The organism is Streptomyces sp. NPDC050508, from assembly GCF_040655155.1.
Classification (GTDB): Bacteria; Actinomycetota; Actinomycetes; order Streptomycetales; family Streptomycetaceae; genus Streptomyces.
The window spans coordinates 116,483-133,325 of sequence record NZ_JBFAJJ010000015.1 but is presented as its reverse complement, the minus strand read 5'-3'; the positions used below and the strand labels follow the sequence as shown (position 1 = coordinate 133,325).

Here is a 16,843-nt window from a genome sequence, read left to right as displayed (position 1 = left end):
CCAGGTGTACGAGAGGTGAGGGAGCGTCAGGAGACTCGGGCTCGGGCTCAGCTGGTGCGGCCCTTGGCGTCGAAGCGCTTCATGCGGTCGAGCACCGAGTCCGCCGTCGGCTCGTAGACCTCGTCGACGATGCGGCCGTCCGCGAGGAACACCACCCGGTCCGCGTACGCCGCCGCCACCGGGTCGTGGGTCACCATGACCACCGTCTGCCCCAACTCCCGTACGGAGTTGCGGAGAAAGCCCAGCACCTCGGCGCCGGAGCGCGAGTCGAGGTTTCCGGTCGGCTCGTCGCCGAAGATGATGTCGGGGCGGGAGGCCAACGCCCTTGCCACAGCGACGCGTTGCTGCTGACCGCCGGAGAGCTGGGAGGGCCGGTGCTTCAGCCGGTCGGCGAGGCCGATCATCGTGATCACCGAGTCCAGCCACTGCTTGTCCGGCTTGCGGCCCGCGATGTCCATCGGGAGCGTGATGTTCTCCAGGGCCGTCAGCGTCGGCAGCAGGTTGAACGCCTGGAAGATGAAACCGATCTTGTCCCGGCGCAACCTGGTGAGCTGCTTGTCCTTCAGGGAGCCCAGCTCGGTGTCACCGATGCGCACGGAACCGGACGAGAACGTGTCCAGGCCGGCCACGCAGTGCATCAGCGTGGACTTGCCGGACCCGGAGGGGCCCATGATCGCCGTGAACTCGGCCTGCCGGAAGGCGATCGAGACCCGGTCGAGAGCGACCACCTGGGTCTCGCCCTGTCCGTAGATCTTGGAAAGATCCGTGGCACGCGCGGCCACGGAGGTGGTCCGGTCGGCGATGGGGGTGGTGGTCACGGAGGGCGCTCCTGTCGGGACGACGGTACTGCTGAGGACGTGTCCCATCCTCTCGGCTCCCTCGCGCCGTGTAGTCAGCCGCTGTTCCGGTTCCGGGTACAGCCTCCAGTCGGACTGCGCTCGGCGGTGTCATACCTGGGGATGAGGACCGCCCCTGAGGCCCGCTCACGTCAAGAACCGGTGGAGCACCCTCGTTCGGGCGGTGAAATTCCGTCATTCCGCACACGCGCCCCCAGACCGCACGCAAGGCTATTGGCAAGTGCTGATGGCTCTTTCCATGGTCTGATGAACCCTCAGACATCAATAAAATAAGACAACATCGGTCCGCCCGCCCGCTGTTGGGCAGACGCGCCCCGATAGGCTCGGAACCTCGATGCGGAGCCCACGGCCTGCCCGGATGGTGGAATGCAGACACGGCGAGCTTAAACCTCGCTGCCCCTTCGCGGGCGTGCCGGTTCAAGTCCGGCTCCGGGCACTACCGCGGTCACTGTGCGTGACCCGCGGGAACGGTGTGTTGCAGGCGTACTCGATTTCCCCGTATGTGGTGTCGATTTCTCGGAGTCCGCGACCGTTGACAGGTGACCCGTCTGGTTGGAGGCTTAAGACTCACCAGAACGTGAAGAAAAGTTCACCAGGCGAACGCAAGCGCGGAACATCAAGCAACGAACAGCACACGCTCGAAGGGAACGCCCGATGCGCACCACCGTCGGCATCATCGGAGCCGGCCCCGCCGGACTCCTCCTCGCCCGGCTGCTGCACAACGCCGGTATCGACTCGGTCGTCCTGGAGAGCCGCGACCGTACCTACGTCGAGCACCGGCAGCGCGCCGGGATCCTGGAGCAGGGCACCGTCGACGTGCTGCGGGCGGCCGGGGCGGGCGGGCGCATGGACCGGGAGGGGCTGCGGCACGACGGGATCGAGCTGCGGTTCGACCGGAAGCGGCACCGGGTGGACTTTCCGGCGCTCACCGGCGGTCGTAGCGTCACGGTGTACGCCCAGACCGAGGTCTGCAAGGACCTGATCGCCCTTCAGATCGAGAAGGGCGGGCCGTTGCTGTTCGAGGCCGAGGCGTCGGCGGTGGAGGGCGCGGACACCGACCACCCGCGCATCCGCTTCCGGCATCAGGGCCACGAGGAGGTCCTGGACTGCGACTACGTCGTCGGCTGCGACGGCTTCTGGGGCGTCGCCCGCAACGCGATCCCCGCCGAACTCACCCGCGTATTCGAACGGTCGTACCCCTACGCCTGGCTCGGCATCCTCGCCGACGTCGCCCCCTCCCACGACGAACTCGTCTACGCCCGCCACGACCGCGGCTTCGCCCTCCTCTCCATGCGCTCCTCGTCCGTCTCCCGCCTCTACCTCCAGGTGGAGGAAGGCGCGGACGCGGAGGCGTGGAGCGACGCCGACATCTGGGACGAACTGGAGCGCCGGTTCGAGACCGACGACTGGGTGCTCAACCGCGGCCCCATCACCCAGAAGTCCGTCACCCCCATGCGCTCCTACGTCCACGAGCCCATGCGGCACGGGCGGCTCTTCCTCGCCGGCGACGCCGCGCACATCGTGCCGCCGACCGGAGCGAAGGGGCTCAACCTCGCCGTCGGGGACGTCGTCACCTTCGCGAGGGCACTTGCGTACAAGAAGGAGACGGGCAGTGACGACCGGCTCGACGCGTACTCCGACACCTGTCTGCGGCGGGTGTGGCAGGCCGAGCGGTTCTCCTACGACATGACGAGCCTCCTGCACCGCGCGCCCGACGCGACGCCCTTCGAGGGGCGGCTCCAACTGGCCCGGCTGGAGCGGATCGCGTCGTCGCGGGCGGCCGAGACGGATCTCGCGGAGGCGTACACCGGGTTCCCCCTGGAGGAGCAGGGATAAGGGCCTTCTAAGAGGGGCGTCACGGCTTGGTACCAGTGTGCGCAGGGCATGCGCTCCACCGCGTACCGTGGCAGGACGAGGGGAAGATCCTCCCCAAGAGGTAGGGTCAATCCTTTGCCTACCTATTACTCTTGAGCCCAAGGCCGCGCGAGGCGGCCATGGAGGAGTGAAATGAGGAGCAGAAACCCGGTCTTCTCGCGACGGGGCTTCAGCCGTGACAACGGCTACGCGGGCTTCAACACCGCGCCGCAGGCCGGGGGCCCCGCCGTAGGTACGCAGGGCAACCCGTACGCGGGGGGCAACCCCTACGCGCAGAACCCGTACGCCCAGCAGGACCTGCAGCAGGGCGCACCGCCCCAGGCCCCGGCCACCACCGGCCGGATGACCATGGACGACGTCGTCCTGCGCACCGGCACCACCCTCGGCACGCTGATCGTGACGGCCGCAATCGCCTGGGCGCTGCTCCCGGTCGACGACGCCAACATCGGCCGTTCGTACGGCATCGGTATCGGCGCCGCGCTGGTCGCGATGGTCCTGGCGTTCGTCCAGTCCTTCAAGCGCAAGCCCGTCCCGGCGCTGATCCTGTCGTACGCCGCCCTGGAAGGCGTCTTCCTCGGCGTCGTCTCCAGCGTCGTCGACAACCGCATCGCGAGCGGCGCGGCCATGCAGGCCGTGATCGGCACGATGGCGGTCTTCGCCGGCGTGCTCATCGCGTACCGCGCGGGCTGGATCCGCGTGAACCGCCGGTTCTACGGCTTCGTGATGGCCGCCGCGCTCGGCTTCGTGCTGCTGATGGTCGTGAACCTGCTGTTCGCCGTGTTCGGCGGCGGTGACGGCCTCGGCTTCCGCAGCGGCCCGCTCGGCATCTTCTTCGGCGTCGTCGGCATCATCCTCGGCGCGTGCTTCCTCGCCCTCGACTTCAAGCAGGTCGAGGACGGCATCGCCTACGGTGCGCCCAAGGAAGAGGCCTGGCTCGCCGCCTTCGGGCTCACACTGACGCTGGTGTGGATCTACATGGAGTTCCTGCGACTCATCTCGATCCTCAACAGCAACAACTAGCCAACAGCAAGCGGTCCGCGCGAAAGGGCCCCGGGTTCGTTCCCGGGGCCCTTCGTCATGTCCGTGTCCGTGATGGGTCGGTCTGTGGTGCGCGCCTAGAGCAGTTTGCGCGCGGCCCTCCTCAGGTCGTACTCGTGAATGATCGCCTTGGCGTGGCCGTACGCGAGGTCGTGCTCGGCGCGGAGCCAGCTGACCTTCTCCTCGAAGCGGAAGAGGGCGGGGCCTTCGTCGACGGTGCGCAGCCAGTCGGATACTTCACGACCGGTGCAATGGGGGATGCGGGCGAGCATGTTGCGATGGGTCTCCTGGGAGAACACTTGGGACATCGGCGCCTCCGGACGCATGGGGTGTAAGCCGGTCCTTCAAGTCACCGTGCCTGAGCGTTCGCCCGTTGGCAACAGTCCCGGTACGGCGCGTAGTCTCGCGGCGTGGTGGATACGACGCGGTTGACTCAAGCGGTGGATCACTTCGCGGACCGGCTTCGGGCTGCGCCGCAGAGCCGTTTGCAGCGGGGCGCTGCCGCTGAGGCTTTGGGGTTGGCCAGGGAGTTTGCCCTGTGGGCGCAGCGGGTTGAGGATCCCTCGGGGGTGCCTCGGGAGATGCCGGATGCGGGGATGTTCGCCGCGGCGGATCAAATCACCGTTGCTGTGCATGACTTGGCGGTTGTGCTGGTGAATGACGCCGAGGTCGAGCAGGCGGTGGGGTTGGTCGCGGAGGCGCAGAAGAGGGCGGGGGTCTGAGGCGCGTCGGCGGCTGCGGGTGCGCCGTGGCTGGTCGCGCAGTTCCCCGCGCCCCTAAAAGAACACGGCTGGCCTGCGTTTTTAGGCGCGCGACTCCCCGCGCCGCTAAAAGAACACGGCTGGCCTGCGTTTTTAGGCGCGCGACTCGCTGGGCCCCTAAAACACACGGCGAGCGTACGTTTTTAGGGGCGCGGGGAACTGCGCGACCAGCCCCCACTCGCCCGCACCCGACAACGAACCGGCGCACCCCTGAAAATCAAAGTGACGCTATGACCCTGTCCGCCAGGATGTAGACGTTCTCCTCGCCGCACGCGAACGTGAGCGTGTAGGCGCCCGAGATTCCGGAGCCGCCCAAGAGGAACGGGGTTTCGCCCGCTCGGAGGGCCGCCGCCAGGCGTTCCGCGGTTTCGCGGTGGCCCGGGGTCATGCAGAGGGTGGTGCCGTCGACGAAGACGTAGACGTCGAGGGTGCCGAGGGGGCCGGGGCGGACGTCGGCCAGTTCGACCGCGGACTCGGCCAGCTCCTCCAGCGTTGCCACCGTGCGTTCGTGGTCGTTCGCCACCGGTGACTGGGCCGGGACGAAGTCCGGGTGGGACGGGTGGCGGCGGCGGGCCGCGGCCAGTTCGGGGGACTCGCCGGCGAACTCGTCGGCGTCCGCGGACAGCTCGGTGACCGGCTCCAGCGGTTCGAGGCCCACGAAGTCGCTCTGGCGGGGCAGGAACAGCTCGCTGTCCGGCAGACCCAGCAGAGTCGGCACCTCGGTGTCGCGGGCTTCCTGCGCGGCCCAGAAGGCCCGCGCCTCGGCCAGCTCCCGCTCCCGCTCCTCGGCCAGCGCCTCGGCCACGGCGGCGCGTATCTCATCCGCGTCGGTGTGGCTGCGGGCGGCGGGCACGAGCGCGCGCACGGCGGCGGCCCGGCCCTCGGCCAGTTCGGTGTGCAGGTCCGCCACCTGTCGACGGAGCACCAAGAGGGTGCGCAGGACGGCGACGCCCACGGCGCCTGTGGCGGCCGTGGTGAGCAGCAAAGCGATCGGCATGGCGCTCACTGACGTACTCCCGGTTCAAAGTCGACCCCCGACTTCCTACATCAGCTTGAAGGGCGGACTAACCAGCTGTCAGTGCGTAACGTCACGAAACGGGCAGGACTTTGGGCCCGATGTTTGGTGGTGAAACGGTCCTGACCTGGGGAAATCCCTCTTCGAAGGGAGATAGGTCACATCCTGGGGGAGATTGGATCACAAATCGGCCCAGAACCCAGGTGGTTACTGGGTTCCGGGCCAAGAGGTGACGCAAAGTTCCCGCGCGATTACGGGGAGTTGGTCAGCTGAGGCGCTCGATGACCATCGCCATGCCCTGGCCGCCGCCGACGCACATCGTCTCCAGACCGAACTGCTTGTCGTGGAACTGGAGGGAGTTGATCAGCGTGCCCGTGATGCGGGCGCCGGTCATGCCGAAGGGGTGGCCGACGGCGATGGCGCCGCCGTTCACGTTCAGCTTCTCCAGCGGGATGTTCAGGTCGCGGTAGGACGGGATCACCTGGGCGGCGAACGCCTCGTTGATCTCGACCAGGTCGATGTCGTCGATGGTGAGCCCCGCGCGGCGCAGGGCCTGCTGCGACGCCTCCACCGGGCCGAGGCCCATGATCTCGGGGGAGAGACCGGAGACGCCGGTCGACACGATCCGGGCCAGCGGGGTCAGACCCAGCTCGCGGGCCTTGGTGTCGCTCATGATGACGACCGCGGCGGCGCCGTCGTTCAGCGGGCAGCAGTTGCCGGCCGTGACCAGGCCGTCGGGGCGGAAGACCGGCTTGAGGCCGGAGACGGCCTCCAGGGTGACGCCGGCGCGCGGGCCGTCGTCCTTCGACACGACCGTGCCGTCGGGCAGCGTGACCGGGGTGATCTCGCGCTCCCAGAAGCCGTTCTTGATGGCTTCCTCGGCGAGGTTCTGCGAGCGGACACCGAACTCGTCCATGTCCTGGCGGGTGACGCCCTTGATCCGGGCGAGGTTCTCCGCGGTCTGGCCCATCGCGATGTACGGGTCGGGGACCAGGCCGTCCTCGCGCGGGTCGTGCCAGCTCGCGCCCTCGCTCGCGGCGACCTCGGCGGTGCGGGCCTCGGCCTCGGCGAAGAGGGGGTTGCGCGTGTCCGGGAGGCTGTCGGAGTTGCCCTTCACGAACCGGGAGACCATCTCGACACCGGCCGAGATGAAGACGTCGCCCTCGCCGGCCTTGATGGCGTGCAGGGCCATGCGGCTGGTCTGGAGGGACGAGGAACAGTAACGGGTGATCGTGCAGCCCGGCAGGTGGTCCATGCCCATCTCCACGGCGACGATCCGGCCCAGGTTGTAGCCCTGCTCACCGCCGGGGAGGCCGCAGCCGAGCATCAGGTCCTCGATGAGCTTCGGGTCCAGCTCGGGGACCTTGGCGAGGGCGGCCTGGATGATCGTGGCGGTGAGGTCGTCGGGGCGCAGGTCCTTGAGGGAGCCCTTGAAGGCGCGGCCGATGGGGGAGCGGGCGGTCGAGACGATGACGGCTTCGGGCATCACGGCTCCATTGGCGTTCGTACGGTGTGATGTGCAGGGCTCCTTGGGAAGTTACCCGTACGTATGGCCTCGGTCACGGCATGGGCGGTGTGACCCTGACCGCAATTGTCTAAGCGCTTGCTTGGCTCGGTGGCCGTCCCAGGGGGCTCCGCCCCCTGGACCCCCGGACCTATGCCCACCGACCACCCGACTCGGTGGGTCGAGAAGCCGACGAAACGGACGAGTGAACCGGCGACGCCTCCTGCACCCGCCTCCTCTTCCGCCGCTTCAGCAACGCCCACGGACCCCGTGGCCCGGTCGGCATCGCCGCCGTGACCTCCGTCCCCGGTTCCGAAGCCGCCTCCGCCGCCGCTCGTGCCACCGGCAGGAAGCCCTCGCGGCGGGACGCGTCCGGGCGGTCCTCTTCGGCCGGCCAGAGGCCCAGGGCCGCGCAGACGGTCGGCAGGACCGCCATCGCGGCCGTCGCGTAGCCCTCCGCCGAGGGGTGGAAGTTGTCCGGGCCGAAGAGCTCCCGCGGGTTCGCCGCGAACTCGGGGCCCAGTAGGTCGCCCAGCGACACCGTGCGGCCCCCCTGCTCGACCGTGCCGATCGTCTGGGCCGCCGCCAGCTGTCGGGAGGCCCGGCGGGCCAGCCAGCGCAGCGGCTGCTGGACCTGCTCCACCGTCCCCAGGTCGGGACAGGTACCGACGACCACCTCGGCGCCGGCCGTACGCAGCCGTCGTACCGTGGCTGAAAGGTGGCGGACCGATCTGGTCGGGTGCATGCGGTGGGTGACGTCGTTCGCGCCGATCATGATCACGCAGACGTCGGGCACCCGGGTTGTGTCCGCGAGGGCCAGCGCCACCTGGCGGTCCAGGTCGTCGGACTGGGCGCCCGGGAGGGCCACGTTGTGCAGCTCCACCGGGCGTTCCGCGACCGCCGCGAGGCCGGACGCCAGGAGCGCACCCGGTGTCTGCGCCGCGCGGTGCACGCCCTGCCCGGCCGCCGTGGAGTCGCCGAGCATGGTCAGGCGGAGGGGCGGTTCACCCGGGGTGTCGTAGGAATTGCCGTACCGGCCGTCGGCGCTCGGCACATGGTTGCCGCCCGGCGCATGGCCGTTGCCCACATGCCGTTTCACGAAGCGGACCTCGGCCAGCACCAGGCCGACGGCCGCCGCGCCCACCAGTCCGACCCCGCCACCGCCGTACGCCGCACCGGCCGCGATCCGTCGGGCCACCCGCGCCCTCGACATCTTCGTCATACGCCGCCGCCACCTCCTCTGAGCTGTCATCCACTCCTTGCCCCGAACAGCCCGTCGCCCAATCTCAACAGGCGGTGAACGTCATTTCCGGGCCTTAGGCTGGCATGACCCATAACGACCACTTCTTTTGCAGCAACCGGAGACAACGGTGCAATTCCACGACTCGATGATCAGCCTCGTCGGCAACACCCCGCTGCTGAGGCTCAACAGCGTGACCGCGGGCATCCAGGCGACCGTCCTGGCCAAGGTGGAGTACTTCAACCCCGGCGGATCCGTGAAGGACCGCATCGCGCTGCGCATGATCGAGGCGGCCGAGAAGAGCGGGGAACTCCAGCCCGGCGGCACCATCGTCGAGCCGACCAGCGGCAACACCGGCGTCGGCCTGGCCATCGTCGCCCAGCAGAAGGGGTACCACTGCATCTTCGTGTGCCCCGACAAGGTGTCCACCGACAAGATCAACGTGCTGCGCGCGTACGGCGCCGAGGTGGTCGTGTGCCCGACCGCCGTGGACCCCGAGCACCCGGACTCGTACTACAACGTCTCCGACCGGCTGGTCCGTGAGACGCCGGGCGCCTGGAAGCCCGACCAGTACTCCAACCCCAACAACCCGCTCTCCCACTACCACTCGACCGGCCCCGAGCTGTGGCAGCAGACCGAGGGGAAGATCACCCACTTCGTGGCGGGTGTGGGGACGGGAGGGACCATCTCCGGCACGGGCCGCTACCTCAAGGACGCCAGCGACGGTGCCGTCCAGGTCATCGGCGCCGACCCCGAGGGCTCCGTCTACTCCGGCGGCTCCGGGCGGCCGTACCTCGTCGAGGGCGTCGGTGAGGACTTCTGGCCGACCGCCTACGACCGGACCGTCGCGGACGAGATCGTCGCCGTGTCCGACAAGGACTCCTTCCAGATGACCCGCCGGCTCGCCAAGGAGGAGGGGCTGCTGGTGGGTGGCTCCTGTGGCATGGCTGTCGTGGCTGCTCTGCGGGTCGCCGAGCGGCTCGGGCCGGACGACGTCGTGGTCGTCCTGCTGCCCGACAGCGGGCGCGGGTACCTCTCCAAGATCTTCAACGACGAGTGGATGGCCGACTATGGCTTCCTGGAGGACGAGGGTCCCAGCGCCCGCGTCGCCGACGTCCTCAACGACAAGGTGCACGGCGCCATCCCGTCCCTCGTGCACATGCACCCGGAAGAGTCGGTCGGCGAGGCCATCGAGGTGCTGCGCGAGTACGGCGTCTCGCAGATGCCGATCGTGAAGCCCGGTGCCGGTCACCCCGACGTCATGGCGGCGGAGGTCGTGGGCTCGGTCGTCGAACGGGAGCTGCTGGACGCCCTGTTCACCCAGCGTGCCTCCCTCTCCGACCCGCTGGAGAAGCACATGTCGGCCCCGCTGCCGCAGGTCGGCTCCGGCGAGCCGGTGGGCGACCTGATGACCGTGCTGGGTGCCGCCGACGCGGCGATCGTCCTGGTCGAGGGCAAGCCGACCGGTGTGATCAGCCGGCAGGACCTGCTGTCCTTCCTCGCCAAGGGCGGGAAGCAGTAGGAAACGTCCGGTGAACGGGCCGTGCCGGCGGCGACTTTGCGGTTGCCCATCGAAACGGTGGACTTCGTGGAAGTGGTACGAGCGCGTCACGTCCACGCAGCACCCGCTTAACACGGGTACGGCAGATTAGTGGATGTCGGCAGGGCGGGAGCGGCTCCCCGCCTCGCCGACACAAAAACGGCGTCACGGACCTCCGGAGCGGCTCCCGGACCTCCACCGACGCCTTGGACGCGCACGCCCGGCCCTGACCCGGCACGCGTCCCTCGCGGGGACCGCCGTCGTCCCGCCCTCCCGGCAACGGGGGGTGCGGCGGTCCCCGCGCACAACCCTTTCCGGCTCCCGGTCACCCGACCTGCGTGGAAGCCCAACTCCCCAGCAGCGCAAGGCGCTCCGGCGTGTGGACCACCAGCGTCTGCTCCGACTCCCCCGGTACCGCCAGCGTTTCGTACGGCAGGGTCAGCACGCCCGTGACGGGATGCCGGACGCGCTTCACACCGTAGGCGCACTCCTTGACCTCGTGGTCGGCCCACCGTGCCGGCCGGAACTCACCCGCAGGTTCGCGACGGCCTGGGCGGCGACGGCGGCCCAGTCGGGATAGAGGTCGCGTGCGGCCGGGTCGAGGAACACCTGGCGCGGGATGTTACGGACGGCCGCGGTCATGGCGCTGAAGCCGCTCAGCGCGGCGGACTGTCCGCCGAGGAGGTCGCCGACGTCGTGGCCTACGCGGCGAGCCGCGCCCGGCGCGTCAACCTGCGGCAGATCACGGTGCTGCCCACCCGCCAGGCGTGACCGGGACGGTCAGTCCTCCCACTCGCTGTCCTGGGAGGACTTGCGGCGCCGGCCGCCGAAGAGCCCCGGGTTGGTGCGGGCGGCCTGGACGGCGTTGATGCCGACGATGCCGGCCCAGGCCACCAGGAAGCCGGGAAGATGGGCGATGCCGCCGCCGATCGCGGACAGCGGGATCGCCAGCACCATCGAGACGATGCCGAAACCGAAGCGTTCGCCCCAGGAGTCGGTGGCCTTCGGCCCGCGCGAGCCGCGTGCGACCACCATCTGCTGCTCGGCCATCTGCCGGCGCACCCGGCGCTCCACCGCGCCGTCGATGCGCTGGTCCACCTTCTCCAGGAACGAGTCGACCAGCGCCGACTCGTACTCGTCGCCGAGTTCCCTGCGGGCCTGCAGGGTGGCGTTGAGTTCCTTCTTGAGTTCGACGTCGTTCGCGTCCATTCCCGTCATGCGACTCAGATTAGGGAGCCGCCGCGCCCGCCGCACTGGGGATAGCCCCCCTGTTGGACGTCGGGTTCGCCGGGAGCACTCCGAGCGACTCCAGCACCCTGCGGTGATGCCCTTGCTCCACGTCGGAGATCCGGACCTCGATACCCCGGTCGCGCAGCTCACCCACCGCGTCCTTCAGCGCGAGCGCGCCCGTCGCGTCCACCGCCGTCAGCCCCGACAGCCGTAGGTCCACGGCCGTCACGTCCTGGACGTCGGCGAGGCTGCGGCGGAAGCGGTGGGCGGCGGCGAAGAGGAGCGGGCCGTCGAAGCGGTAGGTCACCGTGCCCGCTGCGGCCGGGAGTTCGTCGGTCGTGGCCGGGGTCAGGCGGGTGCCGCGCATCGCCGCGCGCAGGGCCAGCAGGACCGAGACACCGAGGCCGATCAGTACCGCGCGCACCAGGTCGAGGGCGAGGGTGCCGGCCGCGGTGAGGACCAGGACCAGGGCGTCGCCGTGCGTCGAGCGGGCCATCGCGCGGACCGCGTCCGTCTCCACCATGCGGATCGCCGTCGCGAGCAGCACTCCGGCCAGCGCGGCCAGCGGGATACGGCCCACCAGCGGCGCGGCCACGGCGACGATCCCGGCGAGGATCACGGCGTGTGCGAGCGCGGCCAGGCGGGAGGTGGCGCCGGTGCGGACGTTGACGGCGGTGCGGGCGATGGCGCCCGTCGCCGGGACACCGCCGAAGAGGGGGGCCGCGAGGTTGGCGATGCCCTGGCCGAAGAGTTCCTTGCCGGGGTCGTGGCGCTCGCCGGGACGCATCGCGTCCGCGACGGAGGCGGACAACAAGGACTCCAGGGCGGCTAGTGCCGCTACCGCTGCTGCGGGGAGCAGGAGGGACGGGACGCGGGAGACGTCCAGGAAGGCGAGGGAGGGTGCGGGGAGCGAGGACGGGAGGCTGCCGAGGCGGGTGACGTGCAGGTGCAGGGCCTCGGCCACGACCGTCGCCACGCCAACTGCCGCCAGGGAGAAGGGAACCGTCGGCTTCCAGCGCGCCCCGGCCAGCATCAGCGCCGCCGAGCCGAGGGCGAGCAGGAGGGCGGCCCAGTGCGGGGTCGCGTCGAACTCCTCGGCCGCCCGGGCCGCGACCACCGCGACCTGGTCACCGCTAGGGGTGGGCACGCCGAGCGCGGACGGCACCTGCTGGAGTCCGATCACGCATGCGATGCCGATGGTGAAACCGGCGATCACGGGCGCGGGGACGTAGGCCATCGCCGCCCCCGCGCGGGCGAAGGCGAGCACCAGGAGCATGAAGCCGGAGATCAGACCGACCGTCAGGACGCCGTTCGCGCCGTACTCGTGGACGATCGGGACGAGGACCACCGTCATCGCGCCGGTCGGCCCGCTGACCTGGCGTGCGGAGCCGCCGAACAGGGCGGCGAGCGAGCCCGCCACGATCGCGGTGATCAGGCCGGAGGCCGCGCCGAGACCGGACGTCACCCCGAAACCGAGGGCCAGGGGGAGGGCCACGACCGCGACCGTGAGGCCGCACAGGAGGTCGCGGCGCGGGGCGCGGGTCATGGTGCGGAAGTCGGCGGGGGAGGGCAGGACGGAGAGCACGCCGTTCATGTTCATGAGCTTCTTCGCGTGGGGGAGCGTGGGGGAGCGTGAGGGCAATGGGCTTACGGCAGTGGGGAGTTGGGCTACGGCAGCAGGGACACGAGCCCCGTGTCGAGGTCGAAGCGCGCGGCGACGACATGCGCGGAGGTGAAGGCGGGGTCGGCGCGGATCGCGTCCCTGACCCAGGCCGTGTGGGCCCTCATGGTGTGCTCGGCCCAGTCGCCGGGCAGGGCGCGGGTGCGGCGCGCGGCCGGGGCGATCTCGTCCACCAGGAGGGCGAGATGGCCGGGGACGGGGGCGCCGGTCTCCAGGTGTGCGAGGGTCGCCGCCACCGCGCCGCAGCGCTCGTGACCGAGCACCAGCACCAGGGGGATGCGCAGTTCCTCCACCCCGTACTGGATGGACGCGAGCACCGCCTCGTCCAGGACCTCGCCGGCCGTCCTTATGCACAACAGGTCGCCGAGGCCCTGGTCGAAGATCAGCTCGGGCGGCACCCGGGAGTCGATGCAGCCGACGATCACCGCGAACGGGTGCTGTGCGGTGGCCAGTTGGTGGCGCAGCCGACGGCTCTCGTCCGGGTGGCGGGAGTGGTCGGTGGCGTAGCGGCGGTTGCCGTCCAGGAGTTCGGCGAGTGCGGCGGGGGCGGCGGTCGGGTGGGGCCGTGGGCCGACGGCGGCGGTGGCGGTCGTAGGGGCGGCGGCCAGCGCGCCGACGGCGGTGGCCGTCAGGAAGGCCCTGCGGTTCGAGGCCATGCGTTTCCTCAGGTGGTGAGCGTCCAGTCACCCTACGCATGTGTTTCGTTACCCTAAGTGTCTGTTTAACGACACTTGGCTGATTCCTCGTCAGATCATCGACACGTCATTACTTCGTGATGCCGTGCTGCTTCGCGTACGTGTTCGCCACGTCCTCGGGGTCCTTCTTGTCCTTGTCCACCTGGCGGTTCAGCTCGGTGAGCTGGGCCGTGGTGAGCAGGTTGCCGAGGCTCGCGAGGGCCTTGCGGACCGTGGGGTCGGCCACTCGGTCGGCGATGAGCGGGACGATGTGCTGGCTGGGGATCAGGGTCTTGGGGTCGGTCAGGACGACCCAGTCGTTGGCCTTGATGTCGGTGTCGGTGGTGAACAGGTTCGCCACGTCCACATCGCCCTTCTTCAGCGCGCCCTTCACCAACGGCCCATCGGAATCAAGGGACTTGAACTCCTTGAACTCCACGCCGTACACGTCCTTCAGCCCTACGACGCCCACCTGACGGGTCTTCACCTCGGCGGAGGCGCCGAGCGTCAGCTTGCCGTTGTGCTTCGCCAGGTCGGCCAGCGAGGTCAGGCCGTACTTCCTGGCGGTCTCGCGGGTGACGACGAAGCAGTCCGCGTCCTCGGCGATGCCGTAGGGCAGGACCTGGAGGCCGGAGGGGAGGGCGAGGGTGAGGGCGTTCTGCATCTCGCCCGCCTCCGCGACCTTGGACTTGGGCTGGAGGTAGGTGAGCAGGGAGCCCTGGTACTCGGGGAGGAGGTCGATGTCGCCGCTCTTGAGGGCGGGGAAGACGATCTCGCGGGTGCCGAGGTTGGGGCGGACCTTGACCTTCACGCCGGCCGCTTCGAGGGCGGCGGCGTAGAGGTAGCCGAGGACCTGGTTCTCGGTGAAGTTGGCGGTGCCGATGGTGACGCCGTTCTTGCTGGAGGCGCTGCCACCGCCGGCGGAGCCCCCGCCGTCGAGTGAGGTGACGCCGCTCGCGCAGGAGGACAGGACGGGGACGGCGACGGCCGTTCCGGCGAGGGCGCCGAGGAGGGTGCGACGGTTCATTTCGGAGTTCCCGGTTTCCCTAGGCGGTGCGGTGACGGAAGAGGAAGCGCTGGAGGGCGGACAGGCCCAGGTCCAGGACGATGGCCACGACGGCGACGAGCACCGCCCCGCCGAGCACCTGCACGAGGTCGCGCTGGGCGAGTCCGTCGAAGACGAAGCGGCCGAGGCCCCCGAAGGAGACGTACGCGGCGACGGTGGCCGTGGAGACCACCTGGATCAGTGCGAGGCGCAGGCCGGTCATGATCAGGGGGAGCGCGAGGGGCAACTCGACCTGGAACAGCACCTGGTGGCCGCGCATGCCCTGCCCGCGCGCCGCGTCCTTCACATCCGGATCCACGGCCGTCATCCCGGCGTAGGTGTTCGTCACGATCGACGGGACCGCGAGGGCGACCAGCGCGATGTACACCGGCCACATCGACAGGCCGCTGGCCAGGAAGACGAGGACGACCAGGCCCACGGTCGGCAGCGCGCGGCCGAAGGACGCGAGGTTGATCGCGAGGAACGCGCCCTTGCCGGTGTGCCCGATCAGCAGGCCCAGCGGGAGGCCGATCGCGGCGGCGATGAGGGTCGCGAGGAGCGAGTACTGGAGGTGCTCGGCGAGGCGGTGCGCGATGCCGTCCGTACCGGCCCACTGGGAGCCGCTGGTCAGCCACTTGCCGAGGTTCTTGAAGAGTTCGAACATCAGGCTCGCCGCCTCGTCCACGGGGTGAGTACGTACTGGAGGGCGACCAGGGCCGCGTCCGCGACCACGGCGAGCAGCAGGGTGAGGACCACGCCCACGATCACCGGTGTCGGGAAGTCGCGCTGGAAGCCGTCGGTGAAGAGCTGGCCGAGGCCGCCGTCGCCGATGTAGGTCGCGACCGAGACGAGCGAGATCGACATGACGGTCGCGATACGGACGCCGGCCATGATCACCGGGAGCGCGAGGGGGAGTTCGACGGTGAGGAGCGTGCGCAGGGGGCGCGTGCCCATCGCCTTCGCGGCCTCCTTCGTCTTCGCGGGGACGGAGTCCAGACCCTCGACCGTGTTCCGCAGCAGCACGACCAGCGTGTAGACCGTCAGACCGATCACGGTCGTGGTGCGGGTGAGGCCGCTGATCGGGAGGAGAAGGACGAAGATCGCGATCGACGGGATCGTGAAGAGGACGTTCGACAGGCCGAGCAGGAAGCCGCGGAGCGGGCGGACCCGGTGGGCCACTACCGCCAGCGGGAGCGAGATCAGCAGGCCGAAGAAGACGGCGCTCATCGCGGCCTGGAGGTGCGAGAGCGTGAGGCTGGTGAGGTCGTCGGTGTGGTCGCCTATCCACGACCAGTCGATCGTCATGCCGCGACCCTTGCCTCGGCGTGCGCCTGGCCCGCGTGGATGTGGATGTCGTCGCGGGACGAGACGCCGGTGAGGACACCGGCCGCGTCGACGCGGGCGATCAGGCCGTTCGGGGAGGCGACGGACTCGTTGAGGGCAGCGAGGAGGGAGTCGCCGTCGCGGAGCGGTCGTACGGGGATCTCGGCGCCGTCCGTGGCTTTGGCCGCCCAGTGGAGGGGCTTGCGCGCCTCGTCCACGACCAGGGTCCAGGTGCCGCCCTCGGGGGCCGGGCCCTGCGGGACCTCGGCGAGGGTCTTCAGCGAGAGCAGCTTGAGGCCGCGCTCGGCGCCGAGGAAGTCGGCGACGAAGTCGTCGGCCGGGCGGGCGAGGAGTTCGGCGGGGGCCGCGCACTGGACGAGGTGACCGCCGGTGCGGAAGATCGCGATGCGGTCGCCGAGCCGTACGGCCTCGTCGATGTCGTGCGTGACGAAGACGATGGTCTTGTTCAACTCCTTCTGGAGCCTGAGCAGTTCGTCCTGGAGCTGGGTGCGGACCACCGGGTCCACGGCGCCGAAGGGCTCGTCCATCAGCAGCACCGGCGGGTCGGCGGCTAGCGCGCGGGCCACGCCGACGCGCTGCTGCTGGCCGCCGGAGAGCTGGTGCGGGTAGCGCTTCCCGGCGTCGGCGGCGAGGCCGACGGTCTCCAGGAGTTCGGCGGCGCGGGCCCGCGCCTTCTTCCTCCCGTGGCCGAGCAGGAGCGGCACGGTGGCGATGTTGTCCAGCACCGTGCGGTGCGGGAAGAGCCCCGACTGCTGGATGACGTACCCGATGGAGCGGCGCAGTTCGGCCGCGTCCTGCTGGGTGACGTCCTTGCCGCCGACCTTGATGACGCCCGAGGTCGGGTCGATCATCCGGTTGATCATCCGAAGGGTGGTCGTCTTGCCGCAACCGGAGGATCCGACCAGTACGGTGACCCCGCCTTCCGGCATCTCCAGGGAGAGGTCGTGAACTGCTGTCGTGCCGTTGGGGAAGCGCTTGTGGACCGCGTCGAACTGGATCATGAGTTGTCCCTTGCCCGGCTGTATAACGTCATGCAGAG

Annotated in this window: 16 protein-coding genes, 1 tRNA gene and 2 pseudogenes; 6 read left to right on the top strand and 13 right to left on the bottom strand. The window is 69.9% G+C overall.

What is annotated here, in order from left to right; all coding sequences use genetic code 11:
* Positions 1 to 47: 47 nt before the first annotated feature.
* Positions 48 to 818, bottom strand: a complete 771-nt coding sequence (locus AB0I69_RS35465) for an ABC transporter ATP-binding protein (RefSeq protein WP_363099830.1) — start codon at positions 816 to 818, stop codon at positions 48 to 50.
* Between the two features lie 391 nt (positions 819 to 1,209).
* Between AB0I69_RS35465 and AB0I69_RS35460 the strand changes: the two genes are divergently transcribed.
* From AB0I69_RS35460 to AB0I69_RS35450, 3 genes are all read left to right on the top strand, one after another.
* Positions 1,210 to 1,293: transfer RNA gene (locus tag AB0I69_RS35460), tRNA-Leu, on the top strand.
* A 218-nt stretch (positions 1,294 to 1,511) separates the two neighbouring features.
* The gene (locus AB0I69_RS35455; protein WP_363099829.1) at positions 1,512 to 2,693 is read left to right on the top strand and encodes a 4-hydroxybenzoate 3-monooxygenase; all 1,182 of its coding nucleotides are present in this window, start codon (positions 1,512 to 1,514) and stop codon (positions 2,691 to 2,693) included.
* Positions 2,694 to 2,864: 171 nt separating this feature from the next.
* Positions 2,865 to 3,752, top strand: coding sequence for a Bax inhibitor-1/YccA family protein (locus tag AB0I69_RS35450; RefSeq protein WP_363099828.1), 888 nt, complete (start codon positions 2,865 to 2,867; stop codon positions 3,750 to 3,752).
* 95 nt (positions 3,753 to 3,847) lie between these two features.
* Here the strand turns inward: AB0I69_RS35450 and AB0I69_RS35445 are convergent, their stop codons facing one another.
* Positions 3,848 to 4,078 (bottom strand): DUF4287 domain-containing protein, encoded by a 231-nt coding sequence (locus AB0I69_RS35445; protein WP_026151524.1) that lies wholly within the window; start codon positions 4,076 to 4,078, stop codon positions 3,848 to 3,850.
* Positions 4,079 to 4,180: 102 nt separating this feature from the next.
* Between AB0I69_RS35445 and AB0I69_RS35440 the strand changes: the two genes are divergently transcribed.
* Entirely contained in the window at positions 4,181 to 4,492 is a 312-nt protein-coding gene (locus AB0I69_RS35440) for a hypothetical protein (RefSeq protein WP_363099827.1), read from the top strand.
* A 256-nt stretch (positions 4,493 to 4,748) separates the two neighbouring features.
* On the opposite strand, the gene AB0I69_RS35435 is transcribed toward AB0I69_RS35440, so the two are convergent.
* The 3 genes from AB0I69_RS35435 to AB0I69_RS35425 all read right to left on the bottom strand — a co-directional run bounded on the left by AB0I69_RS35435 (position 4,749) and on the right by AB0I69_RS35425 (position 8,272).
* A complete protein-coding gene (locus AB0I69_RS35435; RefSeq protein ID WP_363099931.1) occupies positions 4,749 to 5,528 on the bottom strand; it encodes a hypothetical protein in 780 nt (259 codons plus the stop codon).
* Between the two features lie 283 nt (positions 5,529 to 5,811).
* On the bottom strand, positions 5,812 to 7,032 hold the full coding sequence (locus AB0I69_RS35430; protein ID WP_363099826.1) for an acetyl-CoA C-acetyltransferase: 1,221 nt from the start codon (positions 7,030 to 7,032) through the stop codon (positions 5,812 to 5,814).
* A gap of 169 nt (positions 7,033 to 7,201) precedes the next feature.
* On the bottom strand, positions 7,202 to 8,272 hold the full coding sequence (locus tag AB0I69_RS35425) for an SGNH/GDSL hydrolase family protein (RefSeq protein WP_363099825.1): 1,071 nt from the start codon (positions 8,270 to 8,272) through the stop codon (positions 7,202 to 7,204).
* Positions 8,273 to 8,420: 148 nt separating this feature from the next.
* Between AB0I69_RS35425 and AB0I69_RS35420 the strand changes: the two genes are divergently transcribed.
* Positions 8,421 to 9,812, top strand: coding sequence for a cystathionine beta-synthase (locus AB0I69_RS35420; protein WP_363099824.1), 1,392 nt, complete (start codon positions 8,421 to 8,423; stop codon positions 9,810 to 9,812).
* A 343-nt stretch (positions 9,813 to 10,155) separates the two neighbouring features.
* Here the strand turns inward: AB0I69_RS35420 and AB0I69_RS35415 are convergent.
* Positions 10,156 to 10,493 (bottom strand): annotated as a pseudogene (locus AB0I69_RS35415) (transcriptional regulator); the annotation flags it as partial.
* Between AB0I69_RS35415 and AB0I69_RS35410 the strand changes: the two are divergent.
* Positions 10,494 to 10,601 (top strand): annotated as a pseudogene (locus AB0I69_RS35410) (short-chain dehydrogenase); the annotation flags it as partial. It abuts the pseudogene before it with no gap.
* Between the two features lie 9 nt (positions 10,602 to 10,610).
* On the opposite strand, the gene AB0I69_RS35405 reads toward AB0I69_RS35410, so the two are convergent.
* The 7 genes from AB0I69_RS35405 to AB0I69_RS35375 form a co-directional block, all read right to left on the bottom strand.
* Positions 10,611 to 11,039: a hypothetical protein gene (locus AB0I69_RS35405; protein WP_363099930.1), complete on the bottom strand. Its 429-nt coding sequence runs from the start codon at positions 11,037 to 11,039 to the stop codon at positions 10,611 to 10,613.
* Between the two features lie 19 nt (positions 11,040 to 11,058).
* Complete coding sequence (locus AB0I69_RS35400) at positions 11,059 to 12,660, bottom strand: SulP family inorganic anion transporter (protein WP_363099823.1); 1,602 nt, start codon at positions 12,658 to 12,660, stop codon at positions 11,059 to 11,061.
* 68 nt (positions 12,661 to 12,728) lie between these two features.
* On the bottom strand, positions 12,729 to 13,397 hold the full coding sequence (locus AB0I69_RS35395; RefSeq protein ID WP_363099822.1) for a carbonic anhydrase: 669 nt from the start codon (positions 13,395 to 13,397) through the stop codon (positions 12,729 to 12,731).
* 109 nt (positions 13,398 to 13,506) lie between these two features.
* Positions 13,507 to 14,442, bottom strand: a complete 936-nt coding sequence (locus AB0I69_RS35390) for an ABC transporter substrate-binding protein (protein WP_363099821.1) — start codon at positions 14,440 to 14,442, stop codon at positions 13,507 to 13,509.
* A 19-nt stretch (positions 14,443 to 14,461) separates the two neighbouring features.
* Positions 14,462 to 15,124 carry an ABC transporter permease gene (locus AB0I69_RS35385; RefSeq protein WP_363099929.1) on the bottom strand — a complete coding sequence of 221 codons (663 nt, stop codon included), beginning with the start codon at positions 15,122 to 15,124 and terminating at the stop codon, positions 14,462 to 14,464.
* Entirely contained in the window at positions 15,124 to 15,765 is a 642-nt protein-coding gene (locus tag AB0I69_RS35380) for an ABC transporter permease (protein WP_317885650.1), read from the bottom strand. Before AB0I69_RS35380 ends, AB0I69_RS35385 begins: the two co-directional genes overlap by 1 nt.
* Positions 15,762 to 16,805, bottom strand: coding sequence for an ATP-binding cassette domain-containing protein (locus AB0I69_RS35375; RefSeq protein ID WP_363099820.1), 1,044 nt, complete (start codon positions 16,803 to 16,805; stop codon positions 15,762 to 15,764). The genes AB0I69_RS35380 and AB0I69_RS35375 overlap by 4 nt, the downstream gene beginning before the upstream one ends.
* Between the last annotated feature and the right edge of the window lie 38 nt (positions 16,806 to 16,843).